Annotated in this window: 22 protein-coding genes; all 22 read right to left on the reverse strand. The window is 51.5% G+C overall.

Annotated features, from left to right (window positions below):
- Positions 1-3: 3 nt before the first annotated feature.
- The 22 genes from AC791_RS14615 to wzb all read right to left on the reverse strand — a co-directional run bounded on the left by AC791_RS14615 (position 4) and on the right by wzb (position 25,338).
- A complete protein-coding gene (locus AC791_RS14615) occupies positions 4-1,245 on the reverse strand; it encodes an oligosaccharide flippase family protein (protein WP_049841136.1) in 1,242 nt (413 codons plus the stop codon).
- Entirely contained in the window at positions 1,245-2,267 is a 1,023-nt protein-coding gene (locus AC791_RS14620; RefSeq protein ID WP_049841137.1) for an EpsG family protein, read from the reverse strand. The genes AC791_RS14615 and AC791_RS14620 overlap by 1 nt, the downstream gene beginning before the upstream one ends.
- A 485-nt stretch (positions 2,268-2,752) precedes the next feature.
- Positions 2,753-3,649 carry a GalU regulator GalF gene (galF, locus tag AC791_RS14625; protein ID WP_049841138.1) on the reverse strand — a complete coding sequence of 299 codons (897 nt, stop codon included), beginning with the start codon at positions 3,647-3,649 and terminating at the stop codon, positions 2,753-2,755.
- A 146-nt stretch (positions 3,650-3,795) separates the two neighbouring features.
- Positions 3,796-5,202 carry a colanic acid biosynthesis protein WcaM gene (wcaM, locus tag AC791_RS14630; protein WP_049841139.1) on the reverse strand — a complete coding sequence of 469 codons (1,407 nt, stop codon included), beginning with the start codon at positions 5,200-5,202 and terminating at the stop codon, positions 3,796-3,798.
- Positions 5,203-5,214: 12 nt separating this feature from the next.
- Positions 5,215-6,435, reverse strand: coding sequence for a colanic acid biosynthesis glycosyltransferase WcaL (gene wcaL / locus AC791_RS14635; RefSeq protein WP_049841140.1), 1,221 nt, complete (start codon positions 6,433-6,435; stop codon positions 5,215-5,217).
- On the reverse strand, positions 6,432-7,712 hold the full coding sequence (gene wcaK, locus AC791_RS14640; RefSeq protein WP_049841141.1) for a colanic acid biosynthesis pyruvyl transferase WcaK: 1,281 nt from the start codon (positions 7,710-7,712) through the stop codon (positions 6,432-6,434). The genes wcaL and wcaK overlap by 4 nt, the downstream gene beginning before the upstream one ends.
- A gap of 22 nt (positions 7,713-7,734) precedes the next feature.
- The gene (locus AC791_RS14645; RefSeq protein ID WP_049841142.1) at positions 7,735-9,213 is read right to left on the reverse strand and encodes an MOP flippase family protein; all 1,479 of its coding nucleotides are present in this window, start codon (positions 9,211-9,213) and stop codon (positions 7,735-7,737) included.
- A 10-nt stretch (positions 9,214-9,223) separates the two neighbouring features.
- A complete protein-coding gene (gene wcaJ, locus AC791_RS14650) occupies positions 9,224-10,606 on the reverse strand; it encodes an undecaprenyl-phosphate glucose phosphotransferase (protein WP_049841143.1) in 1,383 nt (460 codons plus the stop codon).
- A 196-nt stretch (positions 10,607-10,802) separates the two neighbouring features.
- Positions 10,803-12,173, reverse strand: a complete 1,371-nt coding sequence (cpsG, locus tag AC791_RS14655; protein WP_049841144.1) for a colanic acid biosynthesis phosphomannomutase CpsG — start codon at positions 12,171-12,173, stop codon at positions 10,803-10,805.
- Between the two features lie 50 nt (positions 12,174-12,223).
- Positions 12,224-13,660, reverse strand: coding sequence for a mannose-1-phosphate guanyltransferase (cpsB, locus tag AC791_RS14660; protein WP_049841145.1), 1,437 nt, complete (start codon positions 13,658-13,660; stop codon positions 12,224-12,226).
- Position 13,661: 1 nt separating this feature from the next.
- Positions 13,662-14,888 (reverse strand): colanic acid biosynthesis fucosyltransferase WcaI, encoded by a 1,227-nt coding sequence (gene wcaI / locus AC791_RS14665; protein WP_049841146.1) that lies wholly within the window; start codon positions 14,886-14,888, stop codon positions 13,662-13,664.
- Positions 14,885-15,364, reverse strand: coding sequence for a GDP-mannose mannosyl hydrolase (locus tag AC791_RS14670; RefSeq protein WP_049841147.1), 480 nt, complete (start codon positions 15,362-15,364; stop codon positions 14,885-14,887). The genes wcaI and AC791_RS14670 overlap by 4 nt, the downstream gene beginning before the upstream one ends.
- A gap of 2 nt (positions 15,365-15,366) precedes the next feature.
- On the reverse strand, positions 15,367-16,332 hold the full coding sequence (fcl, locus tag AC791_RS14675) for a GDP-L-fucose synthase (RefSeq protein ID WP_049841148.1): 966 nt from the start codon (positions 16,330-16,332) through the stop codon (positions 15,367-15,369).
- Positions 16,333-16,334: 2 nt separating this feature from the next.
- Entirely contained in the window at positions 16,335-17,456 is a 1,122-nt protein-coding gene (gene gmd / locus AC791_RS14680; protein WP_049841149.1) for a GDP-mannose 4,6-dehydratase, read from the reverse strand.
- A 71-nt stretch (positions 17,457-17,527) separates the two neighbouring features.
- Positions 17,528-18,091, reverse strand: coding sequence for a colanic acid biosynthesis acetyltransferase WcaF (gene wcaF, locus AC791_RS14685; protein ID WP_049841150.1), 564 nt, complete (start codon positions 18,089-18,091; stop codon positions 17,528-17,530).
- Positions 18,092-18,106: 15 nt separating this feature from the next.
- On the reverse strand, positions 18,107-18,853 hold the full coding sequence (gene wcaE / locus AC791_RS14690; protein ID WP_049841151.1) for a colanic acid biosynthesis glycosyltransferase WcaE: 747 nt from the start codon (positions 18,851-18,853) through the stop codon (positions 18,107-18,109).
- Between the two features lie 10 nt (positions 18,854-18,863).
- Positions 18,864-20,087 carry a colanic acid polymerase WcaD gene (gene wcaD, locus AC791_RS14695; protein ID WP_049841152.1) on the reverse strand — a complete coding sequence of 408 codons (1,224 nt, stop codon included), beginning with the start codon at positions 20,085-20,087 and terminating at the stop codon, positions 18,864-18,866.
- Positions 20,062-21,276, reverse strand: coding sequence for a glycosyltransferase (locus AC791_RS14700; protein WP_049841153.1), 1,215 nt, complete (start codon positions 21,274-21,276; stop codon positions 20,062-20,064). Before AC791_RS14700 ends, wcaD begins: the two co-directional genes overlap by 26 nt.
- Entirely contained in the window at positions 21,273-21,761 is a 489-nt protein-coding gene (gene wcaB / locus AC791_RS14705; RefSeq protein WP_148677828.1) for a colanic acid biosynthesis acetyltransferase WcaB, read from the reverse strand. Before wcaB ends, AC791_RS14700 begins: the two co-directional genes overlap by 4 nt.
- Positions 21,762-21,763: 2 nt before the next feature.
- Complete coding sequence (wcaA, locus tag AC791_RS14710; protein ID WP_416202307.1) at positions 21,764-22,609, reverse strand: colanic acid biosynthesis glycosyltransferase WcaA; 846 nt, start codon at positions 22,607-22,609, stop codon at positions 21,764-21,766.
- Between the two features lie 120 nt (positions 22,610-22,729).
- Positions 22,730-24,892 (reverse strand): tyrosine-protein kinase Wzc, encoded by a 2,163-nt coding sequence (wzc, locus tag AC791_RS14715; RefSeq protein ID WP_049841155.1) that lies wholly within the window; start codon positions 24,890-24,892, stop codon positions 22,730-22,732.
- A 2-nt stretch (positions 24,893-24,894) separates the two neighbouring features.
- Complete coding sequence (gene wzb, locus AC791_RS14720) at positions 24,895-25,338, reverse strand: low molecular weight protein-tyrosine-phosphatase Wzb (protein WP_049841156.1); 444 nt, start codon at positions 25,336-25,338, stop codon at positions 24,895-24,897.

The raw sequence follows: 25,338 nt of genomic DNA on the forward strand, positions 1-25,338 counted from the left end.
ACTCTATATTAAAGTTATTTTTTTAATGGTGACGTATATTGAAAAAAACAAACCTATTGTTAGCAATCCACTTGATATTAAAAGTAATGTAGCCACATATTGCGGTTCTAGATTCTCACTAGCTATAAAAGCTAATCCTACTATAAGAATAATAACACTAGCGAATAAATTATTTTTTATAACTGATGCCTTGTTTAATGCAATTAACATATAATTGAGATACAGATTAATAACACTTGGAATAAGTATAATTATAGCGTAAAAATAAATACTTAGCTCCTTACCAATAAAATTCCTTTTTATTAAATAAACCTGAACCTGGCTTTGATACATCAATAAAAAGAAACATACTATAGATGAAGATATCAGTAATAAAAAAATATATACTATGCTTTGCTTTAAAAATTTTTTAAATCTTGTTTTTACGATAGTTGCCATGTGAGGAAATATTGCATTATTAATTGGCTCGTAAACTCTGGATGCGGCTGAGCATACTCTTTGAGATACAGAGTATATACTGACAATTTGTTCTCCATAAAAGGAAGATAAAAAAATGGTAATTATGGGATTAATAAGACCAGAGACAAATCTAAAAGAATAGATATGCCATGCATCTTTAAATATTTTCTCAAAGGTCGCAAAAGGTATTATTTTAAATCTTAATTTTATATCATGTTTTTTATTAATTAAATTTAATAGTAACATGCAATTAACTACATACGAAATATTATGAATAAATGCATATAGTATCAAATCATTGTTTTGTTTTACTAATACAAAAACCAATAATGCAGAAATTAATCTACAAGTGAATTGAAATAAAGACGCAAGCCTTAATTGCTGAATCCCTTGAAAATATGCTACTGGAGATATAGATTCAAAGAATGCACCCATTATAAAAAAAAGTGACACATATATATAGTCACTACCCTTTACAAAAACAAATGAAATAAAAGCTAATGATGAAAAAAAAGATAAAATAATTTTAACGTTTGTACACGTGATTAAATAATTCCGGGACCATATTTTATCATTTTTCTGGGCCACCTCTTTAGCTAGTAAAGTATTAAGTCCAAAATCATTGAAAGTTAATATAAAGTTAAAAACCGTTAAGCATACAGCAAAAACCCCATACGAATTTAATCCTATTATAGATATAACATAAGGTATAATCAATAATGGAATAAACATATCGCAGAATTTTATAGCGCTCAGTAAAATTACATTCTCTAATAGCCTTTTCATTATGACAACCATTTTATTAAGTAACTATTATACCTATAATATTCAATATATTTACTATTATATGACCATACAGAAAGAGCAATCATTGATATTACGAACATAACAATCAAAGTCACTTTATTGAAGTTATTTTTATTTTCCGCTACTAATTTCATGACTAATAGCGTAATAAAAATGATAAAATAATATGCAACTCGATCAGAAATTGTACTACTGACTAAACTAAGGGTTGCGAGTGTTGGTGCGAAAAAGATAGATATTATATATAACCGCTTTATAAGCAGCGATTTTTTCAACCACGATTTAAAGTTGAAAATAATATATATACTAGGAACTATGAGATAACCGACTCGTAGCACCAACCCTGCATTCTCCATATCACTCGTAAGATATAACTGATATCTTTCTATGGGGAAATAAATGACTAAACCTAGTACAAAAAAAACAGATGCCACTACAAATATAATATTCAAATCAGCTATTATAAAAACTATCAATAATAATGCCGACGTATGAAACATACCTGCTAAAAATGTTGTTACCAGAAACCTTATTTTACTACCATTAATAAGATGAGAAAATGCCACCACCATAATAGCTAAGGCAACACCCTGCCTAATGAAATTTAATCCAGCCATTACAAAATAATAAGATCCAACGACTGCAAAAAAATAGTAAGGATTAAGATTAATTATTTTTGGCCCCCTAATGCTACAAAGTATAAATATAAACGTCGTCATAAAAACCACTAAACCAAAACCTATACCTGTATAGTATGAAACGACATTTAGGAATTTATATAAAAGTTCGTTCGTATCATATACAAATGGTTCTGCAGTTAAACGCAAATACATATCAATATAAGCAAACCAATCTACACCTACTTCATTACGCAATCCGATTACTACAGTAAAAATAGCAATGAAAAGAAAATTAATTATTTTCTGCAAGTTTTTATCTGAGTGTTCATAGACATAGCCAATGATCACTGTAGAAAAAATGATAATATAATAAATTAACATTTATGACCTTTTATCATAGTACATAATATTCCCATGTAAAAACGCTACTGGCTATTAACCCTAACTTTATTAAAGTGACAGTTTCTAAGTATCTTATCTAAGAAATTTTCGAGGCAAATTTTTAATCTATTTAGAAAAATCACTCATTAATTTTGAACGATATATCCACGCTACCGCCCCTGGCTCAACAGCTACCAGTCCACTGTAACCACTCGCAAGCATCCTCTGCGCGCACGAACGCCGGCACACAAAATGCATACTAAACCCTTCATCAACGACAACATCATTGTTATATGAATTTAACCTTTAGACAAGAAAATTCTTAATCTGCATTATAAAAAATCCGTCTAACCCTACCTTTTTTAGTTATTGATTTGAAAGATAAAAACAAAACGGCAGTGGCATTATGAGATGAGTAAAAACTCAAATTTCATAATGCCACTGCCGTTATTTGAATGGCGTATCCGACCCCGAGCGGGGCTTAATTATTCTGCATTAAGCAACTTTTTAATGCTGTCACGGAATTTTGCACCTTCTTTCAGGTTACGCAGCCCATAATTGACAAAGGCCTGCATATAACCCATTTTTTTACCACAGTCATAGCTGTCGCCGGTCATTAACATCGCATCGACGGACTGTTTAGTAGCTAGTTCGGCAATGGCGTCTGTTAACTGGATACGGCCCCAGGCACCGGCCTGAGTACGTTCGAGTTCCGGCCAGATATCGGCGGACAGGACGTAGCGCCCCACTGCCATCAGGTCGGAATCCAGCGTCTGCGGTTCATCAGGTTTTTCAATAAAGTTAACGATACGGCTGACGTTACCTTCATTATTGATCGGCTCTTTAGTCTGAATAACGGAATATTCAGAGAGATCGCCTTCCATCCTTTTAGCCAGCACCTGACTGCGTCCAGTCTCATTAAAGCGAGCAACCATCGCGGCAAGGTTATAGCGCAATGGGTCTGCGGTGGCCGTGTCGAGGATGATATCGGGCAGCACGACAACGAAAGGATTATCGCCGATAATCGGTTGCGCGCAAAGAATCGAATGGCCGAGGCCAAGCGGCTGAGCCTGGCGCACGTTCATAATGGTTACGCCCGGAGGGCAGATGGACTGCACTTCAGCCAGCAACTGACGCTTAACGCGCTGCTCCAGCAGAGCTTCCAGTTCATAGGAGGTGTCGAAGTGGTTTTCAACCGCGTTTTTGGAAGAGTGAGTAACAAGTACGATCTCTTTGATCCCTGCTGCCACAATCTCGTCAACGATGTACTGAATCATGGGTTTGTCGACAATCGGTAGCATCTCTTTCGGGATGGCTTTTGTGGCGGGTAGCATGTGCATTCCTAAGCCCGCTACCGGTATAACCGCTTTCAAATTAATCATTATTTCTTCCACCTATAAATGATTTGTGAATTATAGACTCTAAAAATGTTTTATCCAGTCAGTTCTAAGAGGATACGCCTTATCACTGTTGAAAACCTGAGCTAAATTCTTAAGCGGAAGGTTTTACACCCAGGAATATTCGCAAATTAATGACCCGGCAGTTTGAAATTCACCCTTTCCGTCTTGACCACCTGCTGATCCACCCGGTCGATGTCAACTGAACTCTCCCCTTTCTCATTTACCGCTTTGATGTTTGCCAGCGACAGCAATGTATCGTCACGCGCCATAAACTTGCCGCGAACGTCTTTACGCAGGTCAAAGTTAAGCTTGAGTGCGGCCCCACGGCGGGCTTCCTGCATCACGTTGATATTACGCATAAAAAGGTGTTGCGGTTTGTTGTGAAACTCCAGCGATGCCCGGGTGGTATTGAGATTGGTGATAGCGACGAATGAGGTCGCATTGCCCGACGAGATTTGTATACCGCGCAGCTTCCACGGCAGGTCACCATTATTGATGCGAATATTATTCAGGCGGAAGTTTTGCGGAATAGAGAGGTAATTGCCTTTGATCACCCCGTAGCCAATTAGCATTCCGGCACTGTTTTCCATATCGATATTATCAATAACAAAATTATCACAGCCATAAATTGCGACCGTCGCGTTATCAATACCGGCATTTTTACTCCATGCCGGCGTAATATCGCGCGCCTTGACGTTGCGAATAATAAAATGCTTGCCGTTTTCAACATGGATCAGCTGGCGGCAGTGGCTGCCGGTGATGTTGGCAACGACAAAGTTTTTAACCGCCATATGTTCCGGATAGTCATTATCGTAGGTGCTGCCCGCCAGTCCAATGCCGATGCCCCAGTTGATTTTGCCATTGGTGCAGTCGATATGGTCAATGACATGGTCAGAAATCAGAATATCGCGGTCATTGATGGCCACGTTCCACTCGATAGCATCGCCCTGGAGATAGCTGAAATGGCTGTGGGTAATGCTCGCCTTCTCTACCGCGTCGTGAAATCCCTGACGCAGAATGCCGTAGTTGGCTTTAGTCACAGTGATGTTATCAATGGTCAGGTTGCGCAGGGTCTGCTTTTTTTTGGTGCCGATAAAAATCTGCGCCACCGGGCCATAGCCGCTCATCGTCACCCCCTGGATGGTGCAGTCTGAGCCGCGCACGTCGAGCATCACGTTATACAGGCTGGCAGCCGCCTTACCGATAATCTGACAGCCATCGCTCAGGTTAAAACGTCCCCGGCCATTGCCTTTGATGCTGCCCGAAAGCCGCAGGGTTTTCCCCGGCGGAATGGTGATGCTGGTATTAATGTTCTCGCATACCACGCCTTCAGGAACGTTAACGGTATCGGCAACGGCAAACGCCTGGCGGAACGCGCGGACCCAGTCATTGCCGGTAAGAAAATCACTAATGTCCACCGTCTGGCTGCGGTTCAGGGCATGAACCAGCGGGCTGTGGAGCAAGGGAAGCGCGGCAAGGGCGGAGCCTGCCGACAGAAAGCGACGTCGGGAGAGTTCTTGCGGATGTTTACCCATGGGACCTCGATATTAGAGCGTGTGCAGCAGGCTGGCGAGCCGCTGGTTAATCACCTGCTGATTAAAGTCAGTTTCAATTTTTTGCCTGGCGCGTCCGAGAATAGCGGTGAGCGTTGCTTCGTCGAGCGTTTTGAAAGCGATCAGGCGAGCAGCCAGCGCGGCAGCGTCATTCTCTGCCACCAGCCAGCCGGATGCGTGATTGTCGATAAGTTCGGGAATACCGCTGTGTAGGGTAGACACGACCGGAATGCCGACCGCCATCGCTTCCATCAGCGCGACGGGGATGCCTTCCATATCTCCATCCTCACCGGTTACTGAAGGGAGCAGGAAAACATCCGCTTCATCCAGCATCGCCTTGACTTCGTGACCGGGGCGAAAGCCGCACATCTCAATGACGTCTTCCAGTTGATACTGCGCGATCATGGTGCGCAGACGCTGCTCCCACGGTCCAGGGCCCAGAATGCGGTAGTGAAACTTGATGCCCTGCGCCTTAAGCTGGCGGCAGGCGTCGATAGCAACGTGCAGCCCTTTTTTTTCGGTCAGACGGGCAACAGAGATGATCTCCAGCGTCTCGCCGGGCATTTTGACTGGCCGGCGGGAGAAGCGCTGGACATCAACACCCATCCGCGAGACGGTGACTTTTTCCGGTGCACAGCCCATTCCAAGCAGGCGTTCTGCCCACAGCTCACTGATCGGCAACATAGCGTCACCGCTGGCAAAAAGCTGCTGGTACTGAGCGGTATAGCGCGCCAGTACATCGCGGCTGGAGATATCAATGCCGTGAAAAATCGTGGCGATTTTGCCGCGAAGTACGCCCAGTTCACGCAGACGACTGGCGGTGACGCCCGCCGGGCCGAAATGAGCCAGCCAGACGTCTGCGGTGAAAGCCCGGGGCGCGGTGGCGCAAATCGCCGGCAGGATCAAATTGCGGGCTTCGTCCCCGTAGCGCTGAATGTTCAGCGCCCGCCATGTCGCCGCTTTATGCGCGCCCTGTAAAATACTCAATGCCCGATAACGCAGTTTTGCCAGTTTGCTTTGCGGCTCGTCCTGCAACCAGTGGGTTTTTTCTGCCAGTTGATAAGCGTGAAAGGCGGGATGCGTGTTCTGCAAATCCCCCTTCTGTAACGCCACAATTTCCACCTCGTGGCCCATATCGATAAACGCCACGATCTGGTTGAGCACAAACGTCTCTGACGACAGCGGGAATTTCAGCAGAAAGAAGCCGACTTTCATTGCGCCCCCCTGATCCTGTCCAGTACGGAGCCGATCATCGCAAAGCCTTTTTCGCGCTCGGCAGTCACGGCGCGTTCAACTTTCTCACCTAAGGCCGGCAGTTGATTAAGGATATCGGCCACCACGCCCTGCAGGGAGTCGTCCAGCAGATGACGGATGTCGATGGCCATCTCCGGCATCCCAAGCTGCTGCATAATGCCTGCCGACTTGTGTTCATAATTAATGGCAATCGCCGGCGTGCCGAAGTTCATTGAGATAATTGCCGAGTGCAGACGTGTACCAATCGTCAGCGCACACTCTGCCAGGATTTTGCCGATCTCCACGTCATTCAGCTCGTCCATGGCAATATACAGCTGTTCAGGATGGTTAACGTACTGCGCCATACGCAGCGCCACCATCCGGTCATCGCGGTTATAGCGGTCGATACTGGTACAGGTTGACAGGACCAGCACCTGATAACCGTCTGCCGTCAGGCGGTTAACCACCCCGGCAAATGCCTGCTCGTAGGCCTGCTGGGTAGTGCCAAGACGTTTGTCGAAGGGTTCCAGTTCGCGCAGCGTAATAGCGACGGTTTTCTGCCGGCGGGCGATATCCAGCCAGTGCTGTACCGCATAGCTGGCGGTAAAGGTGTCGTGGCGACGATCCACCAGCCAGGCGGTGTCCACGCCCTGCTCGACTCTGTCGGTACTAATATTGCTTTTTACCATCAGATCGCGGCTGACGGTTTCCCGAAGGATCAGCGCATTGGTGCGGGCAAAAACATAATTCGCCAGTTGATTAAAATCCGGATTCTGGAACGGCCCGACGCTATGCCCCACCATATAAATCGGCTTATTCGCCATAAAGGCGCAGAACGGATATTCGAAGTGAGTCAGGCCATACAGGTCGACATAGTTTGAGCCGCCAACCTGAATAATCGCATCGTAGTTTTTCAGAAACTCGGCGAAGCGGTTGAACTCCGGGGCGAGACGGAAATTACGCAGTTTGCCTTCGCCAGTCGCTCTGGCCAGTAAAATACGATGCTGATAGCGACGGCGCAGCACTTTTTTAATTCGCCCGCGCATGCCTGCCGCCGCCTGCTGTCTCTGGCTGAGTTGATACAGCGGATCGGCCATGATGGTCCGGCCCTGTAGCCAGGAGGAACTGATCGGGAAGCGACTCATCACATCCAGCTCGGCCTGTGGCTCCTGATGGTAAATCGCATCGATCAGGCCACGCATGATGGCGCTATCGCCACGGTTTCCACAGGTGTGATTACCTAAAATTAATAATTTCATTCTCGCCTCTGAAAGGGTTTTATTAATGCGCGCGCAGGAGCGTTTTTAGTGTCTCACTGCGGCAAAACGGCTTTTTCATTTCCACGACCAGGCTGTTGCGTGAAAGCACCAGTACCAGACCAAAACTGATGACGCCGACGGCTATCTGGGCCGCGAGCAGCAGCGGTAAAGAGAGCTGTCCCGCCAGCAGTTCGCCCACCGCATAGCTGCTCAGCAGCGTCGGCAGCGACAGCCGCATTGGCAGCCACAGGCTCTGCAAATACTGACGGTAGCTCGGCCCTACCACCGGTTTGATCATCACGAAATAGCTCAGGATGGTATTGAGGATCTGTACCAGCAAAAATCCGAGGGTGACGCCAATCACGCCCGCCAGATGTCCGCCCACCAGGATCGCCGGGATAAACAGAAAGGTTTTGAACACGTTAAATTTAAAACTGAGATCGACCCGCGCCCGGGCCATCAACAGCGAACCGATGGGATTTCCCACCGAGCGTAGCAGACCGACCACGCACAGCAGTTGCAGGACCGGTACGATGTAAGCCCACTTCTCACCAAATACCACCAGCACGACGTTGTTTGCGACCACCATCAGCCCCAGCAGCGCCGGAAAATTAATGATTCCCACTACCGACAGCAGCTTGTAGAAATTCACCCGCAGTTTTCCGGTGTCATCCTGAATTTTAGCGAAGGCCGGAAACAGCACCCGGGTAATAATCGGGTTCAGCTTCATCGGCGGAACCACCGCCACGTTCCACGCGAGGTTATAGCCACCCGCCGCGCTGGCGCCAAGAATACGCGCCAGCGCCAGCGTCGACAGGTTGGTATTAACGTAATTGATGATACTGTCCGCCGTCAGCCATGCGCCAAAACGCAGGTTAGGCACCACCTCACGCAGAGAAAAATGCAGCCCCGGACGGTAAATTTTGCGTCCGAACCAGCCAAATAACAGGGTCCGCACCGCGCTGTTCACCAGATAGCCGAGAATGGCGGTGATAGCCAACGGCCAGTAGCGCGCACTCAGTACGGTAAAGGTGAAACCGGCCAGCACGGAAAGCGTTTCAATTGCGCCAATTTTGTTAAATTCCAGCTCCTTTTGCATCAGCGCCCGAAACTGTTGCCCGTGCGGGGTGACTACAAAGGCCAGCGACAGCGTCTTAATCAGCACGGCGAGATCCGGGTTGTGCAGCAGTCGGGCAATCACATCGCTGAGCAAATAGACGGCGATAAAGACCCCAATGCCCAGCCAGACATTCAGCCAGTACAGGGTGGTCAGTTCACCGTGGCTACTCTCTTTACGCTGGATAATCGAATTGGCGATGCCAAAATCACACAGGGTATCGGCCAGGGCGATGATCACCAGCGAAATGGTCAGCAGACCGAACTGATGACCATCGAAAATCCGCGCCAGGAGGGTCATCTGGATAAGCCCGAGGCCGATAATCACCACTGTCGCCATGGCTGACCATTTCGCGCCGTTGAGGGTCTTTTGCCGTAAACTCATCAACGTTTCCTCAGTAAGCCGCTTTATTCACAAAGCCTTTGAATACCGTCAGAAAGACGATTTTGATATCGAACCACAGACTCCATTCGCGGATATATTCCAGGTCGAACTCAATACGTTTTTCCATCTTTTCAAGCGTATCCGTTTCGCCGCGCCAGCCGTTAATTTGCGCCCAGCCGGTAATACCCGGTTTCACTTTATGCCGCAGCATGTAACCTTCAATCAGCGCGCGATACTGCTCGTTATGCGCCACCGCATGTGGGCGCGGTCCGACGATAGACATTCCGCCGGTCAGAACGTTAATAAACTGCGGCAGTTCATCCAGCGATGTCCGGCGCAGGAAGTTGCCCACCGGCGTCACGCGCGGATCGTTCTGCGTCGCCTGCGTCACCACGGCGTCGTTTTCCATGACCCGCATAGAGCGAAATTTCCAGACCATGATCGGCTTGCCATCCATGCCGTAGCGGGTCTGACGGAAGATAACCGGCCCCGACGACGTCAGTTTTACCGCCAGCGCAATACAGCCCAGCGCCGGAGAGATAAGCAGCAGAATAAGTGTCGCCAGTACGATGTCTTCAATTCGCTTCAGGATCCGGTTAATGCCGGAGAGCGGCGTGTCGTACAGCGGCACGACCGGAACGCCATTCACCTCTTCTACCCGCGAGTGCAGAATGTTGAAGGTAAACAGATCGGGGATCAGGATCACCGAACAGGTGGTATCCGCCAGATCGCGGACCAGCGCTTTAATACAGGCTTCGTCCTGCATCGCCATCGCGATGTAGATATTATGGATTTTGCCGTCGCGCGCATCACTCACCAGCTGGGTGTAATTGCCGACGCGTGCGGCATTCGGGTTATCGTGATAGATGCCGACAACCTCATAGCCCAGCCACGGCTGATTGCGGAAGCTTTGCAGCAGCGCCTGCCCTGCCGGAAGCTCGCCCGCTACCGCCACCCGGCGCGAGTTATAGCCGAGATTACGCAGCCAGCCCGCGCCAAAACGGATCAGGGTGCGGCAGGCAATCATGCCGAAGGTGCTGAGCAGATACCACGCCAGCAGCGTGACAACGCTGTGATCGAAATCGTTGTTAAACGCCATCAGGCCGGTGCCAAAAATCAGGCTCAGGGTCCAGTTCTGGATAAGCAGCAACAGCTCGGTGGTTACCCTGACACCGCGCCATGAACGGTAAAAGTCGGTCATGCCGCCAATCATCTGGAATACCACCAGGGTGATCAGCGCCATCAACAGATGCATATACAAAAACGGCAGCGCGCTGACCTGACAAACCACCCACAATCCACCGAACATGATGGTGATATCAGAAAATCGCTGCACCATTGAGATTAACGATGCATTCGTTTTGGCTCGCTCGCGCTTTTTTAGAGTCGTCATCGTTGTTCCTTTGTTTTTCCTTGCGTTGGTTGGGTTGTCCCTCCCCCCGCCCTCTCCCTGAGGGAGAGGGAGAAAAGCGGGACTGCGCTCCGGTCTTTATCCTCATCCGGGGCACCTCGCTCCTCTGTGCCGCGGTCCGTCCCCTCTCCCTGAGGGAGAGGGTTAGGGTGAGGGGGAGAGCAACCCTGCGCGCCCGCTACTGATTAAGCAGTGCCAGAATGGCCTCAGTACGCGACTGCATCAGCCGGGCATCCCCACGCGACTCCACGTTCAGGCGCACTACCGGCTCGGTGTTTGATGAGCGCAAATTAAAGCGCCAGTCGGCAAACGCGAGGCTAATACCGTCAGTGCGGTCGGCCTCCAGCGCTTGTGGCGCAAAATGTGCCTCCACTCGCGCCATTGCCGTCGCCGGATCGGTCAACGTACTGTTGATCTCCCCGCTGGCCGGAAAGGCTGCCATCCGATCGCGCACCAGTTCGCCCAGCGATAGCCCTTTCAGACCCAGCAGTTCGGTGACCAGCAGCCACGGGATCATCCCGCTGTCGCAATAAGCAAAATCGCGGAAGTAGTGGTGGGCGCTCATTTCACCGCCGTAAAGCGCATCTTCTTCGCGCATTCGCTCTTTGATAAAGGCATGGCCAGTCTTCGACATCACCGGAACGCCACCCGCCGCGCTGACCACATCCACGGTGTTCCATGACAGGCGCGGATCGTGAATAATCTTCGCGCCGGGGTGTTTTTCCAGAAACGCTTCTGCCAGCAGGCCAACAATGTAATAGCCCTCGATAAACTGCCCTTTCTCATCAAACAGAAAGCAACGGTCGAAATCACCATCGAAGGCGATGCCGAGATCCGCGCTGTGCTCAATCACTGCCCGCCGGGTGTCGTCGCGGCATTCGGGCAGCAGCGGATTCGGAATGCCATTGGGAAAAGTGCCGTCCGGCGTGTTGTGAACCTTGACGAACTCTACCGGCACGTTAAGCGCCTTAAAACGGGCTTCGATTGCATCTACCACCGGACCCGCCGCGCCATTGCCGGAATTGATCACCAGTTTCAGCGGGGTCAGATTGTTAACATCGATATAGCCAAGCAGATGGTCAATGTAGGCTTCACGCAGGTCGATGCGCTTAAAGCGGCCGCGCATGGCCGGATTGACCGGCGGGAAATCATTCGCTTCGGCGAGACGCTGAACATCACGCAAGCCGGTGTCGCCGCTAATCGGACGAGCGCCTTTGCGCACCAGTTTCATACCGTTGTAGTCCATTGGATTGTGGCTGGCCGTCACTTCAATGCCGCCGTCAATGCCAAGATGGAAGGTAGCGAAATAGATCTCTTCGGTGCCGGAAAGCCCTATATCCAGCACGTTTACCCCGGCATCACGCAGGCCCTCTGCCAGCGCCAGCTTCAGTGCTTCGCTGGTCAGGCGAACATCACCGCCCAGCACCACGGTGTCCGGTTTCAGGTATTCGCCATACGCACGCCCTATTCGCCGGGCGATATCATCATTCAATTCCTCACCCAGCCTGCCGCGAATGTCGTAGGCTTTAAAACAGGTTAATGTCGTCATGCTTTTTCTCTTATTCAGGTTACCCGGCAGACACGTAGCGAACCGGCGTATTACACGCGCCCGTATCGATCCTCAAAACGCACCACGTCGTCCTCTTCGAGATACGATCCGGAGCGCACTTCAATCAAATCGAGAGGGATTTTTCCGGGGTTTTCCAGACAGTGGGCCGCACCGAGTGGGATATAAATTGACTCGTTCTCACCCAGCAGTTTGATCTCACCGTTAATGGTGACTTTTGCCGTGCCCGCGACCACCACCCAGTGTTCAGCGCGGTGATGATGCATTTGCAGCGACAATCCCTCACCCGGCTTGACGGTGATCCGTTTCACCTGATAGCGATCGCCGGCGTCGATAGAGTCATATTTGCCCCACGGGCGGTACACTTCGCGGTGAATATGGTGTTCATGACGACCGTCAGCTTTGATCTGCTCAACCACTTTTTTGACTTCCTGCACGTGGTTACGATCGGCAATCAGCACGGCGTCTTTGGTCTGCACCACCACCAGGTCTTTTACCCCGACGGTGGTGACAAGGCCGGACTCAGCGTAGACGTAGCTGTTTTCGGTGTTGTGGCTGATGACGTCGCCGTGATGAACGTTTCCCTCCGGCGTATGCGGGCTGATTTCCCATAGCGAAGACCAGGAGCCAACGTCGCTCCAGCCGGCATCCATCGGCACTACCACCGCATCGGCGGTACGCTCCATTACCGCATAGTCAATCGATTCTTCCGGGCAGGCGAGAAAGGCCGCCTCATCCACCCGGATAAAATCAAGATCCGGGTCGACGGTCGCCATTGATTTTTGACAGGCCTCGAGAATGTCCGGGCGATACTTTTCCAGCTCCTCGAGATAACGTCCGGCACGAAACAGGAACATCCCGCTGTTCCAGTAGTATTCACCGCTGGCGACATAGGCCTGAGCGGTCGCCAGATTCGGTTTTTCGACAAACTGGGCCACCGAAAACGCCACGCTATCTTCATTGCCCGGCGTCACGTCGCCGCGGCGGATATAGCCATAGCCGGTTTCCGGTAGATCCGGCACGATGCCGAAGGTCACTAACTTGCCCGCCCGGGCATGAGGAATCGAGGCCGTGACGGCTGCACGAAAGGCGGCTTCATCCTGGATCATGTGATCGGCCGCCAGCACCAGCAGCAGCGGATCGTCATCGGGAGAATTTCGGCTCGCCGCCAGCGCCGCCAGCGCAATCGCCGGGGCGGTGTTACGCCCTGCGGGTTCCAGAATGATGTTCTCGGTGAGCTTATTAAGCTGGCGCAACTGCTCGGCGACGATAAAACGATGCTGTTCGTTACAAATCACCACCGGGCTTTCGCATTCCACACCGTTCAGACGACTGATGGTCGCCTGCAGCATGGTCAATTCCCCTTTCAGGCAGAGAAACTGTTTAGGGTAGAGTACGCGGGAAAGCGGCCATAAACGGCTGCCGGAACCGCCTGCCATAACGACCGGATAGAGCGTAGGTTGACGCATATTAGTGATCCCGAATATCTGAAATAAATTGGCGTAACACGTTCTCTTTTTCGAGCGTGCGTTCGGCATATTCACGTGCCACCGTGTTGTTTTCTGGCAGCAATAGCGCCTGCTCAATCCCGCCAACCAGCGCCGCCACCTCTTCTGGCTCGACACAAATCGCGATCCCCGGCCAGGCCTGGCAGAGCTGGCCCAGTTCGGTCTGTGCTTCGGCGGTGATCACCGCATTACCGCCTGACGCGAGAATATTGGTCAGTTTGGACGGCAGAACGGCGTCCGCTGCGCCGCGTTTCTGGATAACCAGATGGCAGTCGCCAAGCGCCAGCAGCGCGGGCAAATCGTCCCAGGGTTGCAGCGGCAGAAAGCGGATATTGGTCAGGCCGAGTTCGGCAACCTTCTTCTCCAGCCGCGCTTTGCCGCCGCCCTGTCCAACAATCACAAACGTCCACGGATGATCGCGCAGCAGGTTCGCCGCCTCGACGACGTTCTCTAATCCCTGTTTCTCGCCGATATTGCCGGAGTACAGAATGATTTTTTGCGCCTCGCTCAGCCCGAGTCGACGACGCAGTGCACTCACGTCAGCCGGGGCAATATCGCGAAAACGGGCGACTTCAGACCAGTTGGGAAAATAGAGAATGTTTTGTGCCGGAACGCCCTTTTCCTGCGCCTTGTTCATCATCGAGCGCGAGATAGTCGAAACCGCGTTAACCCCGCGTAAATTGCGGCGCTCAAAGGCGGTCGCCAGGCGCGCTACCAGGCCGGCTTTTCCGTTACCCGCCATGCCCAGGCCGAGCATGGCGTCCACTTCATAGTCCTGAATATGCAGCACCGTCCGTGCGCCGCTCAGTTTTGCCAGCAGACGCATACCCGGGGTACAAAATAGCGTCGGCACCACGCCGATAATGCGGTCCGGCTTCCAGCGGCGCTGCGCCATCAGCGGGAAAAAACTGCTGAGCGCGAAACTGCCGAGATGGAGCAGCCGCTTCAGGGTTGATGGCTGTTTCGGCACGTACAGCGGACAGCGCCAGACGGTGGCCACGCCGGTTTCACGCTGATAGCGCCACGCCCGATAAGGGGCGTCCACGTACCATTGAGGGTAATACGGCGGCGCGGTGATCACTCTGACCTCGTGGCCCTCACGCGCCATCCACTCGACCATTTCACCGGTGTATTTGCCGATACCGGTCAGTTCGGGCGCATAGTTAATGCCGTAGACGAGAATTTTCATAATCCCGGCACTCCCGCCTGACGTTCAGCCAGAAAATAGGCCCGACTGTTGTCGTGCACGTTTTCACTGGCCAGTAAGGCATCCGCCGTCAGCCAGCGGTATGCATTATGCTGTTCGGTGGGCAGGCGCAACGTGCAGGTTTCCACCCGCAGGCGGAAGCCGAGCACGATATAATGGGTAGAGAAGCCGGTACCGGAAAAGTTATCGTCATAAAAATGCTGCCAGACGCCGTAAAATTCGCCGGCGGTCATCGGCAGGCTAATGCCCAGTTCCGCCTCCGTCAGGCGGCTAAACGCCTGTGCCAGCGTCTCATCTTTCTGAACCCGCCCGCCCGGCACAAACCAGCACCCCTGTGCCGGACGATTCGTCCGTTGACCGAGTAAAAATTCGCCGCGCTCGTTCTCCACGATCAAATCCAGGGAAACCAGCGGCGTGGTACGGACCACGGTGGCGAAATCTTCAGCGCTGAGAAACATGATTACCCCCGAAACCGCTGCTGATTCGCCAGAAACCACTGGTACGTGCTGGCAAGCCCGGCCTCAAGCGTGATTTCATGAAACCAGCCAAGCTGGTGCAGACGCGTAACGTCGAGTAATTTACGCGGCGTGCCGTCGGGTTTAGTGGCATCAAACACTACCCGCCCTTTAAAACCCACTACCTGCGCCAGGGTCAGCGCCAGCTCGCGAATGGTGCAGTCAACGCCGGTACCGACATTAATGTGCGACAGCATCGGCTCGGTGTTTTCCTGCCAGACGCTGCGATCCAGTTCCATGACGTGAATGCTGGCGGCGGCCATATCATCGACGTGCAGAAATTCGCGCATCGGTGTGCCGCTGCCCCAGACCACCACATCCGCCGTATTCTGTTCGGTCGCTTCATGAAAACGCCTGAGCAGCGCCGGGATCACATGCGAGTTGCTCGGGTGAAAGTTGTCGTGCGGCCCGTATAAATTGGTCGGCATGACCGAGCGATAATCGCGGTTGTGCTGGCGGTTATACGATTCACACAGTTTGATCCCGGCGATTTTGGCAATCGCATACGGCTCGTTGGTCGACTCCAGCGTTCCCTGAAGCAGTTCGCCCTCTGCCATCGGCTGTTTTGCCAGCTTCGGGTAGATACAGGAGGATCCGAGAAACAGCAGTTTATTCACGTCATTGCAGTGCGCGGCGTGAATAATGTTGCTTTCGATCATCATGTTTTCGTAGATGAAATCTGCCGGATAGGTATTGTTTGCCACAATACCGCCGACTTTCGCCGCGGCCAGATAGACCTGGTCGATGCGTTCGCGGGCAAAAAACTGCGCGACCGCCGCCGGATCCAGCAGGTTCAGTTCGTCGCGACTGCGTAAAACCAGTTCGACATCGCCACGCTGTTCCAGCTGACGTACGATTGCCGATCCCACCATTCCGCGATGTCCGGCGACAAAAATGCGTTGTTTGCTCATGCTCAGGACTCCAGCGCGATGGCAACCTCGTAACCGTGGGACTTGAGCAGAGAGTGCTTCTTCGCTGCTTCCAGGTCTTTGGCCACCATTTCAGAAACCATTTCCTGAAGCGTGGTTTCCGGTTTCCAGCCCAGGGTCTGGTGCGCTTTGGTCGGATCGCCGAGCAGGGTTTCAACTTCTGCCGGACGGAAATAGCGCGGATCGACAGCAATAATGACATCGCCCGGCTTAACCCCCGGCGCATCGTGACCGGTGACGGAGACCACAATGCCTTTCTCGTCGACACCGTTGCCTTCAAAACGCAGTTTGATGCCAAGCTGTGCCGCCGCCATTTCCACGAAGTCGCGTACTGAATACTGGACGCCGGTGGCGATCACGAAATCCTCCGGCTGCTCCTGCTGGAGCATCATCCACTGCATTTTTACGTAGTCTTTGGCATGGCCCCAGTCGCGCAGGGAATCCATGTTGCCGAGGTACAGGCAGGACTCCAGGCCCTGGGCAATATTGGCAATCGCCCGGGTAATTTTACGAGTGACGAAGGTTTCGCCGCGGCGCGGGGATTCATGGTTAAACAGGATGCCGTTGCAGGCATACATGCCGTAGGATTCGCGATAGTTAACGGTGATCCAGTAGGCATACAGTTTGGCTACCGCATAGGGTGAGCGCGGATAAAACGGCGTGGTCTCTTTTTGTGGCGTTTCCTGCACCAGACCGTACAGTTCAGAGGTGGACGCCTGATAAAAACGGGTTTTCTTTTCAAGGCCGAGGAAGCGAATGGCTTCCAGCAGGCGCAGGGTACCCATGGCATCGACATCGGCGGTGTATTCCGGCGATTCAAAGGAAACCGCCACGTGGCTCATGGCCCCCAGGTTATACACTTCATCCGGCTGCACCTCCTGAAGGATCCGCGTCAGGTTCGAGGTATCGGTTAAATCACCATAGTGCAGGTGAAATTTTGGGTTACAGGTGTGCGGATCCTGATAGATGTGATCCACACGTTCGGTGTTAAATGATGAGGCGCGACGTTTAATACCGTGAACCTCATAACCTTTCTCCAGCAGCAGCTCCGCCAGATAAGACCCATCCTGCCCGGTAACACCGGTAATGAGAGCAACTTTAGTCATAATCAGTTTCCTTTGTTAAACGTGTTAACCATCTAATTCATGTAAAAACGGGGAGACGGGGGGAACCACCCTCACCCCGCCTCTCTCCCTGAGAGAGGTACCCGCTCACGCACTGCCTTCAACGGGTTGCCGCGAAAAACCATCCCGCCCGCAAGCGATTTAAAAACGCTGCTCCGCGCGCCGACCACGCTGCCGTCACCGATGGTGACGCCGGGGGCCACAAAGACATCCGTCGCCAGCCAGCATTTCGCGCCGATCACAATCGGCGTGGCAGTAATCTCAAAATGAGCGCTGGTATAATCGTGACTGCCGGTGCATAAATAACACTTCTGCGATACCACCGAATTATTCCCAAGGGTAATATTCCCGAGGGTATAAAGAACGGCGTCATCACCAACCCATGCATAATCACCAACGGTTAATTTCCACGGATAGGTAATTTTCACTGACGGACGAATTACCACACCTTTACCAATTTTTGCGCCAAACAGACGTAATAAAAATGCCCGCCAGCGATATAAAACCTGCGGTGACCAGGCGAAAAGCGTGGCCTGAACTGCCCACCACAATTGTACTTTCAGCGCGCTGGCGCCACGAAAACCCCGCGGCACAGAAAAGCCGTTTAATTCCTGCATTGGTTTTCCTTATATTTATGCTTTGTTATATAAGGCTTTAGTTTTGCCCGTCGTGCGCAGCCGTAATAAATAGGATAAATGCACAATTACGCCCGGCACGCGTAAAATAGTTTGCTGCACGTTCTTTGCATCACGGCACAGTTGCAGATTATTTGACGTTGAGACACCGCCCATTGAAAACTCTGAAACCAGACCGTGAATACGCTCAAATTTATAGCCATATTTATACAATTTTGCTGCCACAGCATAATCTGAAGAAACACGGTACTGCAGTTCATAAGGATAAGTTTTCAGACCCATCAGCGGAAAGAAAATCGCCTGATGACTGGCCGGCAGGCTGTGATAAATATACCAGCCGCGTTTTGCCTTACGGCGAATTTTAGTCCCGTCACCAAAATCAAGCAGCGCATCACCGATAAACATTGCATTATCTTTTTTATCTGCGAGCTGGCGAACAACGTGGGCAATATCTTCGTGGAAAATGTCACCGGAATTAAGGAAGATAGCGAACTTGCCCCGCGCCATATCAATCCCTTTATTCATGGCATCATACAGTCCGTCATCCTGCTCGCTAACATAGCGTAAGTTAAACTCTGCGTTACGTTTTTCCAGAAATTCGGCCGTACCGTCAGCGGAACCGCCGTCAACCACTATCCACTCAAACTCAATGTTTTCATCGCGCGCCAGGTGAGCCAGCGACCGCCACGTTTTAACCACTCCGTCATAGTTACGGAAGGCGACAGTAATGACACTTAACAGCATCTGACTTTCCTCATCTGGCCTGCACGATATTCAGTGCTTTGCGCAAAATAAATGGACAAACGATTAAAAACGCATATTCCGGGCTAAATATTGAGCCGGTAAAAAACAGTGACACCGGCGTAAAAAGATACAACTGCACACCATAATTTTGGTTATTACCAAATGCCTGCACCGCCATTCTTGCAACTTTAAATAAATACCATAACGTCAAAAATACGGCGATCCATGAAAAATAAATAATAAGCAGATACAGGCCATTGTCTATTGTTTTTCCGACGTCCGCACCGTTAAAGATTCCGAATGATGCGACATATTCATAAAGTGAGCCAAATCTGACAACGCCATCAATACTGGTTAATGAATGCCCTACCATTACCAGCGGCCCGACAATACGGTAATAAGACGATGAGCCTTCCGTCCCCAGTTCACCCAGGCGTCCGGCAATATACGGCATCGCGAAAAACACACCAATTAAGAAAAAGGCCAGAGAAATAATTGCCAGAGGCAGCCTCTTCCTTATTGCGTCTTTATTCAAATACTGAAATGCCCATTCCAGAAGATAAAACAGGATAAATGTCATCACCCCGGAAAACGATCCAGAAAGAACAATTCCGGCCAGGATCATACCATCAGTTTTTGGTGTTTTGATACCAAACTGTTTGATGCTGAGCCAAATTGAGATTAATGCCAGAGCGAAGAATGCCGGTTCGAAATAGAGTGCAGTGGTTCGCTTTCCACCATATTTGATAAAATTCAGGACATAGCTATTACTGTAAATAAGATATTTCGAAATAATCTCCATTAAACTGCTGCCGCCGCTAAGAATAATTTGCGCCATTTCTATCGCCGCCAGCAGAACTATCAGCGTTACGACTGCGTAGAAAAAGCGCAGGATCTTACGATAGTTATGCGGTGAAACAGGTTTAAAGCGAATACTCCAGACCATGCCGATGATGATCACGATGTAGACAAACAGCATGGTCGAGGTGACGTATTTGCTGGCATCAAGCGACTGACCGAACAGATAGTTATAAAGCGTTAGCCCGCCCCCCGCTCCCAGGGCAATCATCAGCTTTTTAACGCTAATTTTTTCGATATACAGCAGCAACAACAGCGGTAAAAACGTCACGATGGTGACCGGAAAGCTTTCACCCAGCTGAACAATTTTGACATTGACCAGCAGGTATATGAGCGGCAGCAGCAGGTAGCTACAGATTCTGATAGAACGAGACATACTCCTCCAGCATCTGTTGTCCGCTATACGCCACGCGGCTACGTTGATGAAAAGCAGCGTGGGTAGTATTGAAAACGGCCTGCGTTATAGCCTCTTTACCCTGCGGGACGCAGGCCAAAATCGCCGCGTCATCAAGGGTCACCCCGCCACATTTATTCAGTACTTCCTGCGCCGCCTCACTGTGGGTCGCCAGAACCGGTACGCCGATGGACAGCGCTTCACACAGGATCAGCGGATAGTTGTCCACCCGGGAGGTAAACAGCAGCGCATCCATATGATTGAGTTCGGTCATCAACTGCTGTTTGTCGGTCAGGAAGCCGTGGTTCACCACGTTTTTGCCGCTAAAGGGCGAGAACTTGCCGAAGGTGTGTACTTCCACGGCTTCTCCGAGGGCAATAACATCACGCACCAGCTGCTGACGGGTCTTACCGTCATAACGCAAATCGTGGGCGACAACGGCAATTTTGGGTTTTCCGGCGGTGATAACCGGCGTCATACCGGCCAGGATAGTTTCGGTTGCGACATCAATACCGTTATTGATGATTCGGCAGCGCCCTTTGCCGAACAGCGTATTAAAGGCTTCCGCAACGTGCTGGCTGGGCGAGATAAACTGGCAGCCAAGAGCCAGCATGGCGTCGATCAGGCGGCGCTTTTTATCCACCTGATGGCGAGCATTATCAATCTTTACCGGCGGATAGTTAGTCAGCGTCGGACACGCCTGGCAGCCTGATTTCCAGCCGTCGCAACCGTCAAGGAATGCACAGCGCCCGGTAACCGTCCAGTGATCGTGTAGGGTCCAGACCAGTCTGACACCCGCTTTATGCCCCCTGACCCGCCGGCAAAAATCTACCAGCCGTTCGAAGTTAAGCCAGTAGCTGTGCAGCACATGAAAATGCAGCACCACCGGTTCCGGCGTGCGGATCACAGTGCGATATAAAGAATTAAGATTGCCGAACAGATCGCGATTGACCAGACGAAATAGCGCCAGATTGGCGATTGACGTCAGACGCGGCGTATGCCGGATCACATTAGGGTAGCGATCGTGACTGACGCTGTTTTTCCCGCCTTTGCCATAGCCGTAGACAAAACGCGAATGCAGTCCTTGGTGGAGTGCGCGCTGATGCAGATCCAGCGCAACACCGGCGGCCCCGCCTTCGGCGAGGCGAACATTAAACTGTAAAATATTCATTGGCTCACCTTGATACGCGCTTTTTCACCCACCACCAGCGCATGATCCGGGATGCTATCGAGTACCACGCTGCCCGCACCAATCCGCACGTGATTGCCGATCGAAATATCGCCGGTAATAATCACGTTGGCCCCCAGCTCGACGCTGTTACCAATCACCGGACAGGCAAGGCTATCCGCACCGCGATTGCCAATAGTGACCCCGTGGCGCAGGATAAAATCATCGCCAATGACCACGTTTTTATTAATCACCACCGCGTAACCGTGATGGATGGTAAAGCGTCGACCAATAGTGGCGGCGGCCTGGATTTCATAGCCAAACAGACATTCGGTAAACAGGCGGTACAGCACCAGAACCGGCGCGGCCCACAGATTATTAAGCACATTTTTCTTGCGCCAGACCGAGCAAAAGTGGGCAACACGGTAGGCGATGACCATGCAGCACGGGCGCAGACTCCAGCTATTAGCGCGTAGATCTTCCAGCAGCATTACTTCCCCCGCAGGCCATCGGCCAGACGCTTACCATTTCGTAGCGACAACAGCGTGAGTAAGGTGCGCCAGTTCATCCGCTTATTGCGGATTTGATAGAGAGTAAACAGTTGATATTTCTTACTGCCGCGGTCGAATTTGTCTTTATGCTTGCGGTAAAACTGGAAATAGCCGGAGAATTTCTTCGGCGATGAGGTTATTTGCATTTCGCCGTGGTTGATATGCAGGATCTGCGTTGCTTCTTCCACTTTCCACGGCTCGCCGTATTCAACCACCATCCGCAGAAAAATATCGTAATCCTGAGCGGCTTTTAGCTCCACATCAAACAGGCTGGCTTTAAAGCGGTCTGCCAGAGTAAACACCTGATTGCCAATAATATTGCGCTTGTAGAATAGCTTGCGGGAAAACGGTGATTTGGGATAAAGCGGCAGGCTGGCGGGCTGAGAATAGACTTCGCCTTCACACACATAGTCATTGGCATACAGAAACGCGTGAGTCACCAGCTGATGCTGATGTTCAAGAAACAGCGACAGACGGTTTGGCATCCATTCATCGTCGTCGTCGATGCCGGTAATAAAACGCCCGTTAGCCTGGCAGATTGCCTGATTACGCACCGCACAGGCCCCGGCGTTGAAATCATTATGGGTATAGCTAACGCGCGGATCGTTTAGCGCTCTGACAAACTGTTGCAACTGCTCAAAATTGGCTGAACAGTCGTCGACAATGTGCATTTCCCAGTGGGGATAATCCTGACGCAGCACTGATTTTATCGCCCGAATCGCCAGCTGCTGCCGGTTCCAGGTTGGCATATAGATGGAGATCAAAGGAGTCACCATTGTATTCATTTTCCATTCTCCGGAAGAAATTTCACTTGCGCCCTGCGGGTTAATGCGCCGGCGGCGGGTGCCTGTCATCAGGGCTACCCTCACCCTCTCCTGAGGGTTAGGGTGAGGGCAAAAAGCCCACTATGTCGCATCAGACTTATACTCATACTCGTAGTATCCGTAGTCCTGATACCCCGACGCCCGGCGGAAAATAGAGTTCAGGATCACGCCTTTCACCGGAATTCCGTTCTGCTCAAAACGGCTAATGCTGGTTTCCACTTCGCGCAGGGTGTTGACCGCATAGCGCACTACCATCAGCGTGGTTCCGGCATAGCGGGCGACCACGGCGGCGTCGGTTACGGCAAGAATTGGCGGGGTATCAATCAGGACCAGATCGTAGTTTTCGCTGGCCCAGCTAATCAGTTCGCCGAAGCGATCGCTCATTAGCAGCTCTGAAGGATTTGGTGGCACCTGTCCGCGCGGAACAAGATCAAAGTTGGTAATCGAGGTCGGTCGGGCGCAGGACGCAATCTCATCTTTTTCGATCAGAATGTCCGACAGCCCGTTGGCATTGGTGGTGCCCATCAGCTCGTGGGTATAACCTTTACGCATATCACAGTCGATTAACAGTACCCGTTTATTGGTCTGGCTAATCACCGCCGCGAGGTTGGCACAGACAAAGGTTTTACCAATTGACGGACTGACCCCGGTCATCATCACCACGTTGTTGCTGGCCTGCATCATGGCAAAATGCAGGCTGGTACGCAGGCTGCGGATGGCTTCAATTGCCAGATCGGCCGGATTACCTACTGCCAGAAGCTGACTCTGTTTATAGCGCTTCACCCCTTTACTGGCCGTCACGCGGTCACGTGCTTTCTGCCATTCTGAAAGCGGGATGCTGGCATAAACATTAATGCCGCGCTCCTCAAGGGCCTGCGGGCTTTCCACACCGCGACGCAGCAGAGATAACAGCAGGACACCAACAACAGAAGCGATCAGACCAAACAGAATGCTGCCGAGGATAATCAGCCCTTTTTTCGGCTTCAGTACCCCAGGCTGAGTGATGGCATCGTCGACAATGCGCACGTCGCCGACGGTACTGGCTTCATTAATCCTTAACTCCTGCTGTTTATTCAGCAACTGCATGTAGACCTGCTGACCGGATTCCACATCGCGGGTCAGCCGCACGATCTCCTGCTGCGTTTTCGGCATTGCCGTTACGCGCTTGTTGAGCTGTGCTTTTTCCTCTTCCAGCGCCTGACGTTTTTCCATCAGCGTGCGGTAAGCCGGATGGCGTTTGGTGTACAGCTTGGAGATTTCAGCCTCTTTAAACATCAGTTCATTAAGCTGGGCGTCGATATTCACCATCGAGTCCAGCACTGATTTAGCCTCCAGCGGTAAGTCCACTGAATCTTTGGTCTGGCGAAAAGTGTTAAGTTTATTCTCCGCTACGTCCAGACTGGCACGCACTTCCGGAAGCTGTTGTTTGAGGAAAGCGAGGCTTTTGGACGCTTCTTCTGATTTACGCGCCACGTTTTGTTTGACGTAATTGTGGGTAATGCTGTTGAGAATATCGCGGATCTGCTCGCGGTCTTCGCCGGTATATGTCAGGGTCAGCACGCCGGTATCTTTACCGTCTTCAGTGACGGTCAGGTTGTTTTGCAGCGTATTAATCATCCCCAGGGTGGAAAATTTGGTTAGCGTAAAGTCGGTATCAGGCCGGGCATGAATGGCATCGACCGTCAGGGTAATGCCATCCTGTTCAAGGGGTTTACCCACCTGACCGTCAGCGCTGATGCCGCCATCGCTGGTGAGTTGATAGTGCTGCTTGTCCAGCACGTGCAGCGTGAAAGCATCCTGTCCCATCCCTTTTGGCAGAATAAAGGTCGATACGTTAACCGTTTCATTTTGTCGTCCCATCAACCGCTCCCAGCCGTCGCCGAGCAGCGGCAGGGTATTTTTGGTTACCGCGATATCCAGATCCAAATCATCCACCGTCTGACCGAGTACGAGGCGCGACTGGATCAGTTTAATTTCAGCTTCCGACGCGGGCGGCTTGTTGGCTAATGCGCTGTTGATATCCTGCACCAGCGCGCTGCCCTGATTTTGTTCAATGCGTACCAGCGCATCGGCGCTATAAATAGGCGTGGCGAAGAGGGTGTAAATGATAGCGATCAGCGCGAACAGCGCTGTAACGCCGAGCACCCACCATTTTGCTTCGATAACGGTGCCTGCCAGGCGGCCGATATCGATCTCGTCGCTGGCTGCGGTGGCAGCGGCAGAAGGTTGTACTTTATCAGTCATTGTTATCCCTGCTGAACGTTCAGTGCCTGCGCCCACTGGCGGGCAGATTGATCGAGTAAGGCATACACCGCCTCAAACGCCTCGCGGCTTTTTCGATATGGATCGGGGATCTCTCGCTGGCTATCCCAGTGACCAAACAACATCACTTTGCCGCGCATCTCCGGCACGATCTCGCATAGCGCGGCGATATGCTGTTTCTCCATTACCAGGATCAGATCGTGCTGCTGGCACAGGCGGCGGTCGATCTGTCGGGCGATATGTCCCTCCAGCGACAGCTGATGCGCCCCGGCCACGCTCGCCGCACGGCTATCCGCGCCTTTACCGACCAGCGCACCCAGTCCGGCAGAGGTCACCGTAAGCTGTGGGGCGTAGCGCTGTAGCAGACGCTCTGCCGTTGGGGAACGACAAATATTCCCCACACAAACCACTAAAATTTTGTTAAACAT

Source organism: Klebsiella sp. RIT-PI-d (assembly GCF_001187865.1).
Classification (GTDB): Bacteria; Pseudomonadota; Gammaproteobacteria; order Enterobacterales; family Enterobacteriaceae; genus Superficieibacter.

Excerpts from the sequence above, each read along its gene's own strand:
- wcaA (WP_416202307.1), bottom strand. The coding sequence starts at position 22,609 with ATGAATACAATGGTGACTCCTTTGATCTCCATCTATATGCCAACCTGG.
- cpsG (WP_049841144.1), bottom strand. The coding sequence starts at position 12,173 with ATGACGACATTAACCTGTTTTAAAGCCTACGACATTCGCGGCAGGCTG.
- gmd (WP_049841149.1), bottom strand. The coding sequence starts at position 17,456 with ATGACTAAAGTTGCTCTCATTACCGGTGTTACCGGGCAGGATGGGTCT.
- AC791_RS14620 (WP_049841137.1), bottom strand. The coding sequence starts at position 2,267 with ATGTTAATTTATTATATTATCATTTTTTCTACAGTGATCATTGGCTAT.
- wzb (WP_049841156.1), bottom strand. The coding sequence starts at position 25,338 with ATGTTTAACAAAATTTTAGTGGTTTGTGTGGGGAATATTTGTCGTTCC.
- fcl (WP_049841148.1), bottom strand. The coding sequence starts at position 16,332 with ATGAGCAAACAACGCATTTTTGTCGCCGGACATCGCGGAATGGTGGGA.
- wcaD (WP_049841152.1), bottom strand. The coding sequence starts at position 20,087 with ATGTCTCGTTCTATCAGAATCTGTAGCTACCTGCTGCTGCCGCTCATA.
- wzc (WP_049841155.1), bottom strand. The coding sequence starts at position 24,892 with ATGACTGATAAAGTACAACCTTCTGCCGCTGCCACCGCAGCCAGCGAC.
- AC791_RS14615 (WP_049841136.1), bottom strand. The coding sequence starts at position 1,245 with ATGAAAAGGCTATTAGAGAATGTAATTTTACTGAGCGCTATAAAATTC.
- wcaK (WP_049841141.1), bottom strand. The coding sequence starts at position 7,712 with ATGAAATTATTAATTTTAGGTAATCACACCTGTGGAAACCGTGGCGAT.
- AC791_RS14645 (WP_049841142.1), bottom strand. The coding sequence starts at position 9,213 with ATGAGTTTACGGCAAAAGACCCTCAACGGCGCGAAATGGTCAGCCATG.
- AC791_RS14700 (WP_049841153.1), bottom strand. The coding sequence starts at position 21,276 with ATGAATATTTTACAGTTTAATGTTCGCCTCGCCGAAGGCGGGGCCGCC.
- wcaF (WP_049841150.1), bottom strand. The coding sequence starts at position 18,091 with ATGCAGGAATTAAACGGCTTTTCTGTGCCGCGGGGTTTTCGTGGCGCC.
- wcaE (WP_049841151.1), bottom strand. The coding sequence starts at position 18,853 with ATGCTGTTAAGTGTCATTACTGTCGCCTTCCGTAACTATGACGGAGTG.
- wcaL (WP_049841140.1), bottom strand. The coding sequence starts at position 6,435 with ATGAAAGTCGGCTTCTTTCTGCTGAAATTCCCGCTGTCGTCAGAGACG.
- wcaM (WP_049841139.1), bottom strand. The coding sequence starts at position 5,202 with ATGGGTAAACATCCGCAAGAACTCTCCCGACGTCGCTTTCTGTCGGCA.
- wcaJ (WP_049841143.1), bottom strand. The coding sequence starts at position 10,606 with ATGACGACTCTAAAAAAGCGCGAGCGAGCCAAAACGAATGCATCGTTA.
- wcaI (WP_049841146.1), bottom strand. The coding sequence starts at position 14,888 with ATGAAAATTCTCGTCTACGGCATTAACTATGCGCCCGAACTGACCGGT.
- galF (WP_049841138.1), bottom strand. The coding sequence starts at position 3,649 with ATGATTAATTTGAAAGCGGTTATACCGGTAGCGGGCTTAGGAATGCAC.
- cpsB (WP_049841145.1), bottom strand. The coding sequence starts at position 13,660 with ATGCGTCAACCTACGCTCTATCCGGTCGTTATGGCAGGCGGTTCCGGC.
- AC791_RS14670 (WP_049841147.1), bottom strand. The coding sequence starts at position 15,364 with ATGTTTCTCAGCGCTGAAGATTTCGCCACCGTGGTCCGTACCACGCCG.